Annotated in this window: 13 protein-coding genes; 5 read left to right on the top strand and 8 right to left on the bottom strand. The window is 66.7% G+C overall.

Going from position 1 to position 15649, the window contains the following annotated elements:
* Nucleotides 1-19: 19 nt before the first annotated feature.
* The 3 genes from ACZK4Z_RS05215 to ACZK4Z_RS05205 all read right to left on the bottom strand — a co-directional run bounded on the left by ACZK4Z_RS05215 (nt 20) and on the right by ACZK4Z_RS05205 (nt 3463).
* On the bottom strand, nt 20-1003 hold the full coding sequence (locus ACZK4Z_RS05215) for an aldo/keto reductase (RefSeq protein ID WP_125895215.1): 984 nt from the start codon (nt 1001-1003) through the stop codon (nt 20-22).
* 180 nt (nt 1004-1183) lie between these two features.
* Complete coding sequence (locus ACZK4Z_RS05210; RefSeq protein WP_049400675.1) at nt 1184-2347, bottom strand: PilT/PilU family type 4a pilus ATPase; 1164 nt, start codon at nt 2345-2347, stop codon at nt 1184-1186.
* Nucleotides 2348-2425: 78 nt separating this feature from the next.
* Complete coding sequence (locus ACZK4Z_RS05205) at nt 2426-3463, bottom strand: type IV pilus twitching motility protein PilT (RefSeq protein ID WP_006422551.1); 1038 nt, start codon at nt 3461-3463, stop codon at nt 2426-2428.
* 87 nt (nt 3464-3550) lie between these two features.
* Here ACZK4Z_RS05205 and ACZK4Z_RS05200 point away from each other — a divergent pair, with 87 nt between their 5' ends.
* Nucleotides 3551-4228, top strand: coding sequence for a YggS family pyridoxal phosphate-dependent enzyme (locus tag ACZK4Z_RS05200; protein WP_125895217.1), 678 nt, complete (start codon nt 3551-3553; stop codon nt 4226-4228).
* A gap of 18 nt (nt 4229-4246) precedes the next feature.
* Nucleotides 4247-5068 carry a pyrroline-5-carboxylate reductase gene (gene proC, locus ACZK4Z_RS05195; RefSeq protein WP_125895219.1) on the top strand — a complete coding sequence of 274 codons (822 nt, stop codon included), beginning with the start codon at nt 4247-4249 and terminating at the stop codon, nt 5066-5068.
* Nucleotides 5069-5127: 59 nt separating this feature from the next.
* Here the strand turns inward: proC and ACZK4Z_RS05190 are convergent, their stop codons facing one another.
* A complete protein-coding gene (locus ACZK4Z_RS05190; RefSeq protein ID WP_049421550.1) occupies nt 5128-6003 on the bottom strand; it encodes a LysR family transcriptional regulator in 876 nt (291 codons plus the stop codon).
* 100 nt (nt 6004-6103) lie between these two features.
* Here ACZK4Z_RS05190 and ACZK4Z_RS05185 point away from each other — a divergent pair, with 100 nt between their 5' ends.
* The gene (locus ACZK4Z_RS05185) at nt 6104-6706 is read left to right on the top strand and encodes a short chain dehydrogenase (protein ID WP_125895221.1); all 603 of its coding nucleotides are present in this window, start codon (nt 6104-6106) and stop codon (nt 6704-6706) included.
* Between the two features lie 72 nt (nt 6707-6778).
* Here ACZK4Z_RS05185 and soxR read toward each other — a convergent pair whose 3' ends face one another.
* Nucleotides 6779-7213 (bottom strand): redox-sensitive transcriptional activator SoxR, encoded by a 435-nt coding sequence (gene soxR / locus ACZK4Z_RS05180; RefSeq protein WP_032127734.1) that lies wholly within the window; start codon nt 7211-7213, stop codon nt 6779-6781.
* A 29-nt stretch (nt 7214-7242) separates the two neighbouring features.
* Between soxR and ACZK4Z_RS05175 the strand changes: the two genes are divergently transcribed.
* Nucleotides 7243-8664: an MFS transporter gene (locus ACZK4Z_RS05175; protein WP_125895224.1), complete on the top strand. Its 1422-nt coding sequence runs from the start codon at nt 7243-7245 to the stop codon at nt 8662-8664.
* 38 nt (nt 8665-8702) lie between these two features.
* Here ACZK4Z_RS05175 and ACZK4Z_RS05170 read toward each other — a convergent pair whose 3' ends face one another.
* Nucleotides 8703-10724: an esterase/lipase family protein gene (locus ACZK4Z_RS05170; protein ID WP_125895226.1), complete on the bottom strand. Its 2022-nt coding sequence runs from the start codon at nt 10722-10724 to the stop codon at nt 8703-8705.
* Nucleotides 10724-11698 (bottom strand): Lnb N-terminal periplasmic domain-containing protein, encoded by a 975-nt coding sequence (locus tag ACZK4Z_RS05165; protein ID WP_125895274.1) that lies wholly within the window; start codon nt 11696-11698, stop codon nt 10724-10726. Before ACZK4Z_RS05165 ends, ACZK4Z_RS05170 begins: the two co-directional genes overlap by 1 nt.
* A 171-nt stretch (nt 11699-11869) precedes the next feature.
* Between ACZK4Z_RS05165 and ACZK4Z_RS05160 the strand changes: the two genes are divergently transcribed.
* The gene (locus ACZK4Z_RS05160) at nt 11870-12274 is read left to right on the top strand and encodes a GFA family protein (RefSeq protein WP_049421554.1); all 405 of its coding nucleotides are present in this window, start codon (nt 11870-11872) and stop codon (nt 12272-12274) included.
* 269 nt (nt 12275-12543) lie between these two features.
* Here ACZK4Z_RS05160 and ACZK4Z_RS05155 read toward each other — a convergent pair whose 3' ends face one another.
* Nucleotides 12544-15645, bottom strand: coding sequence for an efflux RND transporter permease subunit (locus ACZK4Z_RS05155; protein ID WP_478451213.1), 3102 nt, complete (start codon nt 15643-15645; stop codon nt 12544-12546).
* Between the last annotated feature and the right edge of the window lie 4 nt (nt 15646-15649).

The following is a 15649-nucleotide window of genomic DNA, read 5'->3' as shown; positions in this document are numbered from 1 at the left end:
AGTCAGGGTGGCCCGGCGGTCAGCCCTTGGCCTGCGCGGCGCGCTGCGCGTTGTAGCGCTCACCGACAATCGACACTTCATCCAGCGCCTGCGCGATGCGCTGCAGCTCTTCCGGTGCGAGCTGCAGGTCAGCCGCGCCCAGGTTTTCTTCCAGGCGATGGACCTTGGTGGTGCCCGGAATCGGCACGATCCACGGTGCCTGCGCCAGCAGCCAGGCCAGCGCCACCTGAGCCGGCGTCGCGCCACGTGCGGCAGCAATCGTGCTGATGCGATCAACCAGTGCCTGGTTGGCACGACGCGCTTCCACTTCGAAACGCGGCACGGTGTTGCGGAAGTCGTTGGCGTCGAAGGTGGTATCGGCGTTGATCGCGCCGGTCAGGAAGCCGCGGCCGAGCGGACTGAACGGCACGAAACCAATGCCCAGTTCCTGCAACGTCGGCAACAGTTCGCGCTCCGGCTCACGCCACCACAGCGAGTACTCGCTCTGCAGGGCGGCCACCGGCTGCACTGCATGGGCGCGACGCACGGTGGCGGCACTGGCCTCGGACAGGCCGAAGTGGCCGACCTTGCCTTCGGCGATCAGGTCGCGAACGGTGCCAGCGACATCCTCGATCGGCACGTTGGGGTCGACGCGGTGCTGGTAGAACAGGTCGATATGGTCGGTACGCAGGCGCTTGAGGCTGGCCTCCGCCACCGCGCGGATGTTCTCGGGACGGCTGTCCAGCCCGGTATCGACGCGCGCATCCTTGAAGCCGAACTTGGTGGCGATCACCAGCCTGTCGCGGTACGGCGCCAGCGCCTCGCCGAGCAGGTCTTCGTTGGTGTAGGGGCCATACACTTCGGCGGTGTCGAAGAAGGTCACGCCACGCTCGACGGCGGCCTGCAGCAGGGCGATGCCCTGGCTGCGCTCCACCGGTTGGCCGTAGCCATGGCTCAGGCCCATGCAGCCCAGGCCCAGGGCGGAGACCTTCAGGCCACTGCGGCCGAGTTCACGTGTCTGCATCGTCGTGCTCCAGAGGGGGAGCGCTGACGATACGCCTGCAAGGGCAACCGATTGAATGGGCAGCGTTGCAGTTGGTCATGACTGGAATTCATCAATTCGCGCAGCCGCCCGCCCGTAGAGTCGAGCTTGCTCCACTCGAAAAGAACAGTCGAGCAGGCTCGACGCTACGGAACACCCAGGTCAACGGATCTCGGAAATCTCCACGCCATCCAGCCCCTGCGACAGGGTGCGGGCGTCGCCGCCCTGGCTGAGCTTGATGCGCAGGCGCACTTCGTTCTGCGAATCGGCGTAGCGCAGCGCGTCCTCGTAGCTGATCTCGCCCGCCTGGTACAGCTCGAACAGGCTCTGGTCGAAGGTCTTCATACCCAGCTGGACCGAATCCTTCATCACTTCCTTCAGCTTGTGGATCTCGCCGTCGCGGATGTAGTCCTGCACCAGCGGCGTGCCCAGCAGGATCTCCATCGCCACCTTGCGCGAGCGGCCATCGGGCGACGGCACCAGCTGCTGCGCGACCACGCCCTTCAGGTTCAGCGACAGGTCCATCAGCAGCTGGTTGCGGCGGTCTTCCGGGAAGAAGTTGACGATGCGGTCCATCGCCTGGTTGGCGTTGTTGGCATGCAGGGTGCACAGCACCAGGTGGCCGGTTTCGGCAAACGCGATGGCGTGGTCCATGCCTTCGCGGGTACGCACCTCGCCGATCATGATCACGTCCGGCGCCTGGCGCAGGGTGTTCTTCAACGCGGCTTCCCAGCTGTCGGTATCGATGCCGACTTCGCGCTGGGTGATGATGCAGCCCTCGTGCTTGTGCACGAATTCGATCGGGTCTTCGATGGTGATGATGTGGCCGGTCGAGTTCTGGTTGCGGTAACCGATCATCGCCGCCAGCGAGGTCGATTTACCGGTACCGGTGGCACCGACGAACAGGATGATGCCGCGCTTGGTCATCGCCAGCGTCTTGATGATCGGCGGCAGGCTCAGCTCTTCCACGGTCGGAATGCGCGTCTCGATGCGACGCAGCACCATGCCGACCTGGTTGCGCTGGTAGAAGCAGCTGACACGGAAGCGGCCGACACCGGACAGGCCGATGGCGAAGTTGCACTCATGGGTCTTTTCGAATTCCTCGCGCTGCGCCGGGGTCATCACGTTCAGGACCAGGTCGCGGCTCTGCTGCGGGGTCAGTGGTGTCTGGGTGATCGGCGAGATCTTGCCGTTGACCTTCATCGCCGGCGGCATGCCTGCGGTGATGAACAGGTCCGAGGCGCGCTGGTGCGCCATCAGCTTGAGGAACGAAGTGAAATCGATGGTGGTCGCGGTGGTGTTCACGGCGGGCTCCCAATGGGGCATGTACCAGGAAACGGTCGGAGGCGGAAACGGCGCGGAAACGGCGGCGCACTGGCGCCCGCCGCCCCGTTGCTGCCCGCCTTACTCGAACAGGCGCTTGTCCTTGGCGTAGTCGCGGGCCTGGTTGCGGGTGATCAGGCTGCGCTTGACCAGGTCCTGCAGGTGCTGGTCCAGGGTCATCATGCCGTACTGCTGGCCGGTCTGGATCGCCGAGTACATCTGCGCCACCTTGTCCTCGCGGATCAGGTTGCGGATGGCCGGGGTGCCGACCATGATTTCCCACGCAGCGGTTCGCCCGCCACCGACCTTCTTCAGCAGCGCCTGCGAGATCACCGCACGCAGCGATTCGGACAGCATCGAACGCACCATCGGCTTTTCGCCGGCCGGGAACACGTCGATGATACGGTCGATGGTCTTGGCCGCCGAGCTGGTGTGCAGAGTGCCGAACACCAGGTGGCCGGTTTCCGCGGCGGTCAGTGCCAGGCGGATGGTTTCCAGGTCGCGCAGTTCGCCGACCAGGATAATGTCCGGGTCCTCACGCAGTGCCGAGCGCAGCGCTTCGTTGAAGCCATGCGTGTCGCGGTGCACTTCGCGCTGGTTGATCAGGCACTTCTGCGAGGTGTGCACGAATTCGATCGGATCCTCGACGGTGAGGATGTGGCCGTATTCGTTTTTGTTGATGTAGTCGATCATCGCCGCCAGCGTGGTCGACTTGCCCGAACCGGTCGGACCGGTCACCAGGATCAGGCCCTGCGGCTGCTGGATCACTTCGCGGAACAGCGGCGGGCAGGCCAGGTCCTCGAGGGTGAGCACCTCGGACGGAATGGTACGGAACACCGCACCGGCACCGCGGTTCTGGTTGAACGCGTTGACACGGAAGCGCGCCAGCGACGGGATCTCGAAGGAGAAGTCCACTTCGAGGAATTCCTCGTAATCGCGGCGCTGCTTGTCGGACATGATGTCGTACACCAGCGCGTGGACCTGCTTGTGGTCCAGGGCTGGGATGTTGATCCGGCGCACGTCGCCGTCCACGCGGATCATCGGCGGCAGGCCTGCGGACAGGTGCAGGTCGGACGCTTTGTTCTTTACGGAAAACGCCAACAGCTCGGCGATATCCATGAGCGGCTACTCCCCAATAACGGCTTCGACTGGAAGGATCTTTCCCCGGGCGGCAGTATAGCCTCCTGATTCAACGGAACGCGTTACGTGGCCACTCCCCTGCCCCAGATCCTGAGCAACCTGCACGCCGCCGCCGAGGCCGCTGGCAGGCCCGACCCACGCCTGCTGGCGGTGTCCAAGACCCAGCCGGCCGAGGCCGTGGCCGCGCTGGCCGCACAGGGCCAGCACGCCTTCGGCGAGAACTACGTGCAGGAAGCACTGGCCAAGATGCAGGCGCTGCAGCACCTGGCGCTGGAATGGCACCTGATCGGCCACCTGCAGTCGAACAAGGCCGATGCCGTGGCCAGCCATTTCGACTGGGTGCAGAGCGTGGACCGTTCCAAGCTGGTGACCGCGCTGGCACGCCATCGCCCGGCCGCGCGTGGCCCGCTGAACGTACTGATCCAGGTCAACATCGACGATGAATCCAGCAAGCATGGCTGTGCACCGGAAGAAGTGGATGCACTGGCCGCCGCGATTGCCGCCGAACCCAGCCTGCGCCTGCGTGGCCTGATGGCGATTCCCGCACCGTGGCCGGAAGCGGAGCGCCGTCGGGATGCATTCGTGCGCATGCGCACACTTTTCCAGTCGCTGGCTGCCCAGCACGCGCAGATCGACACGCTGTCGATGGGCATGAGCAGTGACTACGCCGAAGCCATCGCCGAGGGTGCCACCCTGGTACGCATCGGCACCGCCCTGTTCGGCGCCCGCCCGCGCCCGGCCTGATTTTCCAAGGAGACTTCCATGGCAGCTGATTCCATCACCTTCATCGGCGGCGGCAACATGGCCCGCAGCCTGATCGCCGGCCTGATCCGCCAGGGCGTGCCTGCCGCACACATCCACGTGGCCGAACCGATTGCAGCACTGCGCGAGTCACTGGCGGCGGACTTCGGCGTGCAGGTGCACGACAACGCCGCCGATGCCGCCGCGCACGGCCGCACCTGGCTGCTGGCGGTGAAGCCGCAGGTGCTGCGCGATGTGTGCCAGTCGCTGCAGGCGCTGGCGCAGGCGAACCAGCCGCTGGTGGTGTCCATTGCCGCCGGCATCACCAGCGCGCAGCTGGAACGCTGGCTGGGCGGCAATCTTCCGGTGGTGCGCGCGATGCCCAACACCCCGGCCCTGCTTGGCGCCGGCGTGACCGGCCTGTATGCCACGCCATCGGTGGATGCACAGCAGCACGCGCGCGCCGAACAGGTGCTGGCCAGTGCCGGGCGCACGGTGTGGATCGACAGCGAATCGCTGATGGATTCGGTCACTGCGGTGTCCGGCAGCGGCCCCGCCTACGTATTCCTGCTGGCAGAAGCGATGGAAGCGGCGGGCATAGCCCAGGGCCTGCCGGCCGACGCTGCGCGTGCGCTGGTGGTGCAGACCCTGCTGGGAGCCTCGCGCATGCTTGATGAGGCCGGTGAAAGCCCGGCCGAGCTGCGCCGTCGCGTGACCTCGCCGAACGGCACCACCCAGGCCGCGATCGAGAGCTTCCAGGCCGGTGGTTTCGAGGCGCTGGTGGACACCGCGCTGCGCGCCGCGCAGGTACGTGGGCAGGAACTGTCTGCGGCGAATGATTGATCCCGATGTGTGCCGACCAACGGTCGGCACCTACCATCATCCACGCATGGCGAGGATGTTCATTGCCCCAATGTGGCCATGACGAAATCGACGAAGCACTGCAGGCGCGGGCGCGGCCGTCGATCCGGCAGGTAGATCAGGTGCATCGGTCGCGGTTCGGGCAGGTAGTCGCGCAGCAGCGGCTTCAACCGCCCGGCCGCGATTTCGCCGGCCAGCAGCGCGGTCGGCTGCAGCACCAGCCCTGCGCCGGCCACGGCGGCCTCGCGCAACGCGACACCATCATTGCAGGTCAGGCGCGCTTCCCAGTCCACCTGTTCGCCGTTGGCCAGCTGCCAGCCATGGCCGCCGCGCCAGGCCAGGTGGCTCAGGCAGTCATGCCCGGCCAGATCCCCAGGGGTGCGCGGCGTGCCACGCCGGCGCAGATAGGACGGTGCCGCGCACAGGCTCATCGCGTACGGCGGCAACGGCCGCGCCACCACTTCCTGTGACGGCAGCGGCCCAACGCGGATTGCCACGTCGAAGCCATCCTCGATCAGGTCCACGCGGCGGTTGCTCAGGTCCAGTTCGATGTTCAGCAACGGCTGCTCACGCAATAGTCCGGACAGTACCGGCGCCAGCACGCAGCTGCCCCAGGTAGTCGGCGCGCTGACCCGCAGCAGCCCGCGGGGTTGTACCTGCAGTCCGGCCACGTCCGCCTCCGCCTGCTGCACCTGCTCCAGCACCTGCCGGCACCCGGCCAGGTAGGCGCTGCCGGCTTCGGTCAGGCGCTGGCGGCGGGTGTTCCGTTGCAGCAGCGCGGTACCCAGGTGCGCCTCCAGCTGCTGGATGTACTTGCCGACCATCACCGCCGACACCTGCAGCTGTTCGGCGGCGCCTGCAAAGCTTCCGCACTCGGCCACGGCGACGAAGGCCTGCATGCAGCGAAGCGTATCCATTGCTAATCCAGAGTTAGGAATCTGCGAAGCATACGCCGCTTACCTAACCCCACTGTGAGGGCGCAGACTGCGCCCATTCCCCCTCTCGCAAGGAACGGCCATGAAGATCCTCCTCGTCGGTGCCAGCGGCACCCTCGGCCAGGCAGTCGCCCACCAGCTCGGCCAGCAGCATCAGATCCTCGCCGCCGGCCGCAACAGCGGTGAGCTGCGCGTCGACCTGACAGACGACGCCAGCGTCGCCGAACTTTTCGCGCGCACCGGTCCGGTCGATGCAGTGATCTCCACCGCTGGCAAGCTGCACTTCGGTCCGCTGAAGGACATGACACCCGAGCAGTTCAACCTCGGCCTGCAGGACAAGCTGCTGGGCCAGGTGCGGCTGGCACTGGTCGCCCAGCACCACCTCAACGCCGGCGGCTCGATCACCCTGACCAGCGGCATCGTCAGCGCACAGCCGATCCGCGATGGCGCCAACGCCACCTCGGTGAATGCCGCGCTGGAAGGCTTCGTGCGTGCCGCCGCGTTGGAGCTGCTGCCGCGTGGCCTGCGCATCAACGTGGTCAGCCCGAACGTGCTGATCGAATCGATGGCGGCTTACGGGCCCTACTTCCCCGGCTTTGAAGCGGTGAGCGCACAGCGCGCGGCACTGGCCTTCCAGCGCGCGGTGGAAGGCATCCAGAGCGGCGAGACGATCACGGTCTGGTAAGAAAAAGGGGACGGAGGGGATTAAGTCGTTTGTGCACTTGCGACTTAATCCCCTCCGTCCCCTTTTTGTCGGTCACTCCCAGCGCATCGGGCCGTCGCCGCGTTCGCCGAGGACGTCTTCGGGGTTGGCCAGGCGGCAGCGCTGCAGCGACAGGCAGCCGCAGCCGATGCAGCCGGTCAGTTCATCGCGCAGCAGTTCCAGCATGTGGATGCGCTCCTCCAGCTCGGTGCGCCAGCGCGCGGACAGCTTGGCCCAGTCGGCCTTGGTCGGCGCGCGGCCCTCGGGCAGGCTTTCGAAGGCACGGCCGACAGCTTCCAGTGGCATGCCCACCCGTTGCGCGACGCGGATCACGGCCAACCGTCGCAGCACATCACGGCTGTAGCGCCGCTGGTTGCCCGAGGTGCGCAGGCTGCTGATCAGCCCCTTGCGCTCGTAGAAATGCAGCGCGGAAACCGCCACGCCACTGCGCTGGGAGACTTCGCCAACGCTGAGTTCCTGGGAAACCATTGCTTGACCTAAACTGCAGTTGAGGTGGCATGCTGCTATCTTCGCCGCCAGTTGACAAGCGCGGCCCGCATCTGACTCGTATGTCCCCCACTCTTTCGCCCGCCGACGCCCGTGCGCCGGCTGATACGTCGATCCTGTCTCCCCGCTATCGCGCCACCACCATCGGCATGGTGGCACTGGTGGCGCTGCATGCCTTCGAGGCCCTGGCGGTGGCCGCCGCCATGCCGACCGTGGCCGAGGCGCTGGATGGCCTGCGCCTGTATGCGCTGGCCTTTGGCGGCACCCTGGCCACCAGTGTCATCGGCATGACCCTGGCCGGACGCTGGGCCGACCTCCATGGGCCAGCTCGGCCGCTGTGGTATGGCCTGGGCTGCTTCGTGCTGGGCCTGCTGCTGGCCGGCTTCGCCATGCGCATGGGCATGCTGGTGGCCGGGCGCCTGCTGCAGGGCCTGGGTGCGGGCGCGATCTCGGTTTCACTGTACGTTATGGTCGGGCGCAGCTATCCCGAGCACCTGCGCCCGAAGGTATTCGCCGCGTTCTCGGCCGGCTGGGTGGTGCCGTCGATGATCGGCCCCGCGCTGAGCGGGTTGATCGTGCAGCATCTCGGCTGGCGCTGGGTGTTCCTGGCGGTACCCCTGCTGGCGGTCCCGGCCGCGCTGCTGCTGCGCCCGGCGCTGGCGCGCATGCAACCGACCGATGCAGGAAACAGCGACGATGGTCGCGGCAACGTGGTGCGTTGGGCCAGCGGCGCCTCGCTGGCGGCGCTGCTGCTGTACTTCGGTGGCCAGCAGCGCGGCCTGCCCGCCCTGCTCTGCATTGGCGCAGCGCTGCTGGCGCTGCTGTTCTGCGTGCACCGCCTGCTGCCGGCCGGCACGCTGCTGCTGCGCCGCGGGTTGCCCAGCGTGATCGCGCTGCGCGGCATCGCCGCTGCGGCCTTCTTCGCCTGCGAAGCCTATCTGCCGCTGCTGCTGCAGCGCGAACGCGGACTCTCGCCCAGCTGGGTCGGCGCGGTGCTCAGTCTTGGTGCACTGGGCTGGTTCGCCGGTTCATGGCTGCAGGGCCACCAGCAGCGCGGCTGGTCACGCCAGCAGCTGCTGCGCGTTGGCACACCGCTGATGACGATCGGTATCGCCGCCACACTGGCCGTGCTGTTCAACGCAGTGCCGCTGCCGGTGGCATTGGTCGGCTGGGCCATGACCGGCTTCGGCATGGGCATGATCTACGCTAGCCTGTCGGTGCTGACGCTGTCGTTGTCCGCACCGCACGAGCAGGGTGCCAACACCTCGGCGCTACAGTTGAGCGAGGCGCTGTCGGTGACCACCGCGCTGGCGGTTTCCGGTGCGCTGTTCGCGCTGTTCGTGGAAGCCGCGCCACACACCGGCTACCTGTTGTGCCTGGCGATCACCTTCGGCCTGGCGCTGCTGGCCACGGTGATCGCACGACGGGTGTAGCACCGCCGCATTGCGGGATTGCCGGCCAGCGGCCGGCACTACCGGGTACCCGTCCCCATGTCATCGATATCCCGGTGCAGGATGCGCCTCACCTCCAGCACCGCCTGCGGGGTTTCCTGCACGCTGTGGCCGGAGATGATCACCTTCTCCGACAGCGCGCCCGGCAGATGTGCGCTCCAGTACGGCACCAGCCCATCATCGGATTTTTCCACCGGCAGCTCCGGCTTGCGCTGGGCGATGATCGAGTGGTACTTCAGGCCCGCCTCAATCGGCAGCTGTGCGGCCGCCTTCACGAACGGATCGCTGGCCTTGAGGTTGTCGATGCTGTTCGGGATCTTCGGCTTGGCGGTGCCATCGACCTGCTGCTCGGCCTGCGCCAGCGCCATGAACACGTCCTCGAACTTGCCGAGGATTGTCAGCGGCAGGCGTACCAGGCGACCAATCAGGCGACCGACCTTGTTGCCGGCAATGTCGGTGCCCTGGTGCGGCGCGGCGATGAAGATCGCACGCTCCACGTTCGGCTGTGCCTTGAAATGCAGCAGCGGACCCAGCTTGTTCTGCACCCGCTTCAGCCGCTCCCCCTTCAGGTCGTAGTTGGCCAGCAGGTCGTTCCACAGCACATCACCCGAATCGCTGACCAACAGGCGCGCCAGCACGCCGCCCATGCTGTGGCCGATGTAGACCATGTCCTTCGACGCACGCGTGCTGCCGTTGGGATCGAAATGCTTCAGCGTGTCGTTGAATGCATTGGCGATCTCGTAGCGGTTCAGCGCGATCGGCGCATTGGTCGGGTAATAGACCTGCCACACCTGGAACTGCTGGCGCAGCTCGGGGTCACCCATGATCTCGTTGGCCAGGTTCACCCACGCTTCCGGGCTGCTGGCCAGGCCGTGCAGCATGAAGATGATGCGGCGGTTCGGGTCCCACGGCTGCATCAGGTAGATGTGCGGCTCGCCGATGCCCTCGCTCATTCCGAACAGGGTGCGCAGCGACTGCCGGGCGAAGCCACTCTGCGCCAGCCACAGGCCGTAGGCGGCGGTGAAATTGCCGGCCAGCGGCACCTGCTCGCCATGCAGGGTGATGCGCTCGGTCGCTTCCGGCGAATAGGCATCCAGCTCGACCCGGCGCGTGCGCATCACGTCTTCCAGGCTGCTGCCCTCGAACCGCAGCAGTGCGGTGACGTTGATCGAGGACATCTCACTGAACTCGGGCACCGAATCGTCATGGCGGTGGCGGCGGCCACGACGCTCGTCGTCCTCGTCGTCCTGCGCGGTTTCAGCCTTCGGGCCGTCGGGCGCGATCACTGGCGCGACCAGTTTCGGCGGGTCCATCACCATCACCAGTTCGGCACCGAAGCCATCGCGGCGATAGGTGCTGCGCAGGCCAACGAAGCTGACCGTTCCCGCTGGCACCAGCTGCGCCGGAATGCTCTTCAGACCCAGCTGCTGGTAGTTGGAGGCCAGCGACCAGCTACCGACCGTGAGCGGCTTCGTATAGTCCTCGCCGGCCAGCGCAGCGGCGCGTGCGCGCACGAACAACACCACCGCCGCCTTCTCGGCCGCGTAGTTGTAGTAGTCGCGCACCTGCGTCTGCCGGTCCTCGAAGGCCCGGTCGGACGGTGAGCGGCCACTGTAGAACAGGTAGGCATAGGCATAGCGCGCGGCTTCCAGCCAGGCATCCAATGCCGCATCGCTCATCGGCGGGTCGCCTGCGGCGGTCTTCTTTGGCGTCATCGCCAATGCAGCCTTCACCCACAGCTCGGACAGCGCCGACAGCCGCTGCTCGACATTGAGGTCGTCGGTCATCAGCAGCGTGCTGCGGCAGACCAGGAAGTCCTTCTCGCACTGCGATTCGTCCAGGCCCGCTGCGCTGAGCGTTTCACGCGCGGCCGGGCTGAGCTTGCCGGTGTTGAGCACATCCGCGCGCTTGTTGACCAGCGAATCGCTGGACTTGACCTGCTTGACGGTGACCATCGCGCAGCCGCTGCTGCCCAGCAGCAGGAAGGCGGCGAACAACACCGGCAGCAGGCGCTGCCAGCGGCTCAGAAAGAGTTGGGTCATTACTGCGGGTCCTGCTCGGTGCCGGGCACGCCCTGGCGGATCACGGTGGAGAAATGCTCGCCATCACCCAGGTCCAATGCGCGCTGGGTGATGCGGCCCTTGTCGTGCAGCTCGGCGTACGGCATGCCCGGCGTGAGCGCACCGACCTCCTGCGCGTACTCGGCCAGATAGCCGGACAGCAGCAGGCGGTAGTCCAACGGCAGGCGCGGTGCGATGTGGCGGGCCAGGTCGAAGACGATGGTCGTGCAGTTGCTGGTCAGCGTGTTGTAGAAACCCGGCTTGGCATCCAGTTCACGCGCCTGTTCGATGTACGCAGCGAACAGTTCCTTCAGCTGCGCGCGGTCCATGCCATGCAGACGGTACAGGTAGACATCCTCGCCCCGCGCGTTGGTGCGGGTGCGGATGATGTCGGTCTCCTCCGAAGCCACCAGGGTCATCTCGAACTTGCGGAAGAAGCCGCCCAGCGCGGAGAACGACTCACCGCGCTCCTTGCGGATCTCCAGCGAGAACACCACGTGGCGACCATCCTCGAAACCGAACGAGATCAGCGTGTGGGCGATCGCCGGGCCCATCCAGTACGACAGCACCAGGTCGGCCGAGCGCAGCTGGTCCAGGTCGTATTCGCGGCGCACCCAGTGCGCGTCGTAGTCGGTTTCACTGCGCCAGCTGAAGTCGCGCACGTTGTCCAGCACCACATGGCGCCCGTCGAAGGACACCACATGCAGGCGCTGGGCCACGTCGTCGGCCCATACGCGGTCCTGGCGCGGGGTCAGCAGCAGCCACCACAGGCCGGCCAACGCCAGCGCCACACCGAAGGCCGTGCCCAGGCGGCGCGAGGCACGTCCCCGCGCGCCCCGCCAGGACGCCCACAGCGCCACCAGCAGCCACAGCACGGCCACGCCGGTGGCCAGCCAATCCGGCCCCGGCAGCTGGTAGGCCAGCAGCCCGCTCACCCACAGCGCCGCCAGCGCCATGGCACTCCCTGTCATCCAACGTCCTGCGGCGTTCACTGGCATCCTGTCGCGGTCTTGAAGCCGCATAGTTAGCCACAAGCGGGTTCACCGTGGCATCTACGGACCGTTCAGGCTGGGCAGCGCACCGTCGGCGGCGGCCTCTGCGGCCAGGTTCACTTCACAGGAGCAACGATGGGCATCACTTCCGTGGCCGGCGTTCCGGTCCAACCCCGGCACCGAGCCACCTGCCACTGCGGCACGGTCGAACTGCTGCTGGACCTGCCGGACGGTATTGTCGAACCCCGCCGCTGCGACTGCTCGATGTGCCGGCGCCGGGGGGCCATTGCCGCCAGCGTCAGCCGCGCGGGCCTGCAGGTGGTGCGCGGGCAGAACCACCTGCAGCGGTACCAGTTCAACACCCATGTGGCCGAGCACTATTTCTGTGGCGTGTGCGGCATCTACACCCATCACCGGCGCCGCTCCAACCCGGAACAGTACGGCTACAACGTGGCCTGCCTGGAAGGCATCGACCCGTTCGCGCTGGGTGTGATCCCGGTCAACGATGGGGTCAACCATCCCGCCGACCGCACCGGTTAGTGGCGCGTGCGCCGTGGCGGTGCGGCAACCTTCTGCCAGGGGGCCATGCCGCTGCGGCCTGCCCGCACCGGGCGCTTCAGCCAGGGCCGGCGGGGCGTCGCCTGCGGTTCGGTGACGACCGGGGGAGGAACAGGTCTGCGGCCGGGCCAGAGATGATCGAGCAGCCACATGGCAGGTCTCCGTGGGGGACGGGGACGACCTACGCTAGCGGCACCTGGGCAAAGAACGGGTGAGGGTGCTGCGGCAGCCAGATGACAGCCGCGCCCCCCTCAGTCCTGCGGCCGTGACCGGCCCAGGCGACGCACCAGCACGAAGAACAACGGCACCAGCACCACCGCCAGCACCGTGCCGGAGACCATGCCGCCGATCACGCTCATGCCGATTTCACGGCGGCTGACTGCGCCCGCACCGGTCGCCAATGCCAACGGAATCACACCGGCCACGAAGGCCAATGACGTCATCACGATCGGGCGCAGGCGCAGGCGTGCGCCCTGCAGGGCCGCTTCCACCGCTGAACTGCCGGCACGATAGCGGGCCTCGGCAAACTCCACGATCAGGATCGCGTTCTTGGCCGACAGGCCGATGGTGGTCAGCAGCCCCACCTGGAAGTAGATGTCGTTGACGAACCCGGCCGCGGTGGTCGCCAGCACCGTACCAATCACGCCCAGCGGGATCACCAGCACCACCGCCACCGGCACCGTCCAGCTCTCATAGAGCGCCGCCAGGCACAGGAAGATGAAAGCAATGGAGGCGGTGTACAGCCACAACGTCTGGTTGCTGGCCAGTTGTTCCTGGTAGGACAGGCCACTCCACTGCAGGTCGAACCCGGGTTGATCGGCAACCAGCGCCTGCATGCGCTGCATCGCTTCGCCCGAGCTGCGCCCTTCAGCGGCGCTGCCCTGGATCTGCATTGCCGGCAGGCCATTGAAACGCTGCTGTAGCTGCGGCCCGCGTGCCCAATGGCTGCTGGCGAAACTGGCGAACGACGCCATCTGGCCGTTGCCACCACGCACATACCACTGGCCGATGTCGTCGGGCACGCTGCGGTAGGGCTGGTCGCCCTGCATGTAGACCCGCTTGACCCGGCCACGATCGAGGAAATCGTTGATGTAACTGCCGCCCCAGGCCGCCGACAGCGTGGAATTGATGTCGGCCTGTGCAAGGCCCAGCGCGCTGGCCTGGGCGTGGTCGATGTCCAGCCGCAGCTCGGCCTTGTCGCCCAGACCGTTCAAGCGCACCGAGGTGAGCCCATCGTCTTCGCCGGCTGCGCGCACCACCTGTTCCTGCGCTGCCTGCAGGGCCACGCGCCCGGCCGCGCTGGTGTCCTGCAGCCACAGTTCGAAACCGCTGGACTGGCCCAGTCCACGCACCGCCGGCGGTGCCAGTACATTGACCTTGGCATCCGGCAAGCGGCGGAAGTAGGCATTGGCTCGCGTGATGATCGCTGCAGCGGTGTTGTCGTCCGTGCGCTCATCCCAGGGTTTCAGTGCGAGAAAGCCCTGCCCCGCGTTCTGGCCGGTGCCGGCATTGTTGCGGCCGACCACCACGAACACCACATCCAGGTTCTGCTTTTCGTGCTCCATGAAGTAGCGGCTGATCTGCTCGCCCAATGCTTCGGTACGCGCCATCGGCGTGCCTTCCGGCGTGGAGAACTGGAAGGTTACCTGGCCCTGGTCTTCCACCGGCAGGAAGCCGGTGGGCATGCGCGCGTACAGCGCGACCATGGCGACCACCAGCAGCAGGTAGAACGCCATCCAGCGCCGCGGCCGGGTAACGACGCCACCGAGCTTTCCCTGGTAGGCCAACTGGCTGCGCTCGACGCCCCGGTTGAACGCCCGGAAGAAACGACCCTGTGGCTTCTGCGCCGAAGACGGCTTGAGCAGGGACGCGCACAGCGCCGGGGTCAGCGTCAGCGCCACCAGCGCCGACAATGCCATGGCAGATGCAATCGTGATCGAGAACTGCCGGTAGATGATGCCGGTGGAACCACCGAACAGCGCCATCGGCAGGAACACCGCGCCCAGCACCACGGTGATGCCGATCAACGCGCCGGTGATCTCGCCCATCGATTTTTCGGTCGCTTCGCGCGGCGGCAGATGCTCGTCGTGGATGATGCGCTCCACGTTCTCCACCACCACGATCGCATCGTCGACCAGCAGCCCGATCGCCAGCACCATCGCGAACAGGGTCAGTGTGTTGATGGTGAATCCGGCAACGGCCAGCACGCCGAACGTGCCCAGCAGCACCACAGGCACCGTGATCGCCGGAATCAGCGTGGCGCGCAGGTTCTGCAGGAACAGGAACATCACCACCACCACCAGAACGATGGCTTCGATGAGGGTATGGATGACCCCCTCGATCGAGACCCGCACGAACGGTGTGCTGTCACGCGGGTAGGCCACCTGCAGGCCGGGCGGGAAAGTCGGCCGCAGCCGCTCGATCTCCGCGCGCACCGCATCGGCCGTGGCCAACGCATTGGCGCCGGAGGCCAGAGTGACCGAGAAGCCAGCCGCCGGATAGCCATTGAGATAGCTGCTGGTCTGGTAGTTCTCCGCGCCGATCTCGACCCGTGCGACGTCGCCCAGCAACACCGCCGCGCCATTGGGCAGCGTGCGCAGGATGATCGCGCGGAACTGTTCGGGCGTCTGCAGGCGCGACTGCGCGGTGACCGTGGCGTTGAGGCTCTGCGTCGGGCTGGACGGCATCGCGCCCAGCTCACCCGCCGTCACCTGGGTGTTCTGCGCCTGGATCGCAGCGCGAACGTCCGACGGCATCAGGTCGTAGGCGCGCAGCTTGTGCGGGTCCAACCACACCCGCATCGCATAGGCCGAGCCGAACACGTTGATCTCGCCGACACCGGGAATGCGGCTGATCGGATCCTGCACATTGCTGACAAGGAAATCGGAGACGTCCACGCGCTCCATGCGCCGGCTGGTGTCGTACAGCGAGACCACCATCAGCGAATCGCCCTGCGACTTGGCGACCGTCACGCCCTGCTGCTGCACTTCCTGCGGCAGCCGGTTGATCGCCTGATTGACGCTGTTCTGCACCTGCACCTGGGCGATATCCGGGTTGGCGCTCTGGTCGAAGGTGACCGTGATGCGCGCCTGCCCGGACGAGGAACTGGTGGACGAGAAATACAGCAGGTGGTCGATGCCCTTGATCTGCTGCTCGATCACCTGGGTGACGCTGTCTTCCACCGTCTGCGCCGAGGCACCGGTGTAGTTGGCGGTGATGTTGACCTGCGGCGGCGCGATGTCCGGGTACTGCTCCACCGGCAGCTGGGTCACCGCGATGGTGCCGAAGGCCATGATGCAGATCGCCAGGACCCAGGCGAATACCGGGCGATGGATGAAGAAGCGCGGCAGCATCTGC

Source organism: Stenotrophomonas sp. 71799_Sma, from assembly GCF_056482505.1.
The sequence above is the reverse complement of the archived record's forward strand: the minus strand, read 5'-3'. Positions and strand labels throughout refer to the sequence as shown.

Coding starts and splice junctions, on each gene's coding strand:
- ACZK4Z_RS05215 (WP_125895215.1), bottom strand. CDS start 1,003: ATGCAGACACGTGAACTCGGCCGCAGTGGCCTGAAGGTCTCCGCCCTG.
- ACZK4Z_RS05210 (WP_049400675.1), bottom strand. CDS start 2,347: ATGCCCCATTGGGAGCCCGCCGTGAACACCACCGCGACCACCATCGAT.
- ACZK4Z_RS05205 (WP_006422551.1), bottom strand. CDS start 3,463: ATGGATATCGCCGAGCTGTTGGCGTTTTCCGTAAAGAACAAAGCGTCC.
- proC (WP_125895219.1), top strand. CDS start 4,247: ATGGCAGCTGATTCCATCACCTTCATCGGCGGCGGCAACATGGCCCGC.
- ACZK4Z_RS05190 (WP_049421550.1), bottom strand. CDS start 6,003: ATGGATACGCTTCGCTGCATGCAGGCCTTCGTCGCCGTGGCCGAGTGC.
- ACZK4Z_RS05185 (WP_125895221.1), top strand. CDS start 6,104: ATGAAGATCCTCCTCGTCGGTGCCAGCGGCACCCTCGGCCAGGCAGTC.
- soxR (WP_032127734.1), bottom strand. CDS start 7,213: ATGGTTTCCCAGGAACTCAGCGTTGGCGAAGTCTCCCAGCGCAGTGGC.
- ACZK4Z_RS05175 (WP_125895224.1), top strand. CDS start 7,243: ATGCTGCTATCTTCGCCGCCAGTTGACAAGCGCGGCCCGCATCTGACT.
- ACZK4Z_RS05170 (WP_125895226.1), bottom strand. CDS start 10,724: ATGACCCAACTCTTTCTGAGCCGCTGGCAGCGCCTGCTGCCGGTGTTG.
- ACZK4Z_RS05165 (WP_125895274.1), bottom strand. CDS start 11,698: ATGGCGCTGGCGGCGCTGTGGGTGAGCGGGCTGCTGGCCTACCAGCTG.
- ACZK4Z_RS05160 (WP_049421554.1), top strand. CDS start 11,870: ATGGGCATCACTTCCGTGGCCGGCGTTCCGGTCCAACCCCGGCACCGA.
- ACZK4Z_RS05155 (WP_478451213.1), bottom strand. CDS start 15,645: ATGCTGCCGCGCTTCTTCATCCATCGCCCGGTATTCGCCTGGGTCCTG.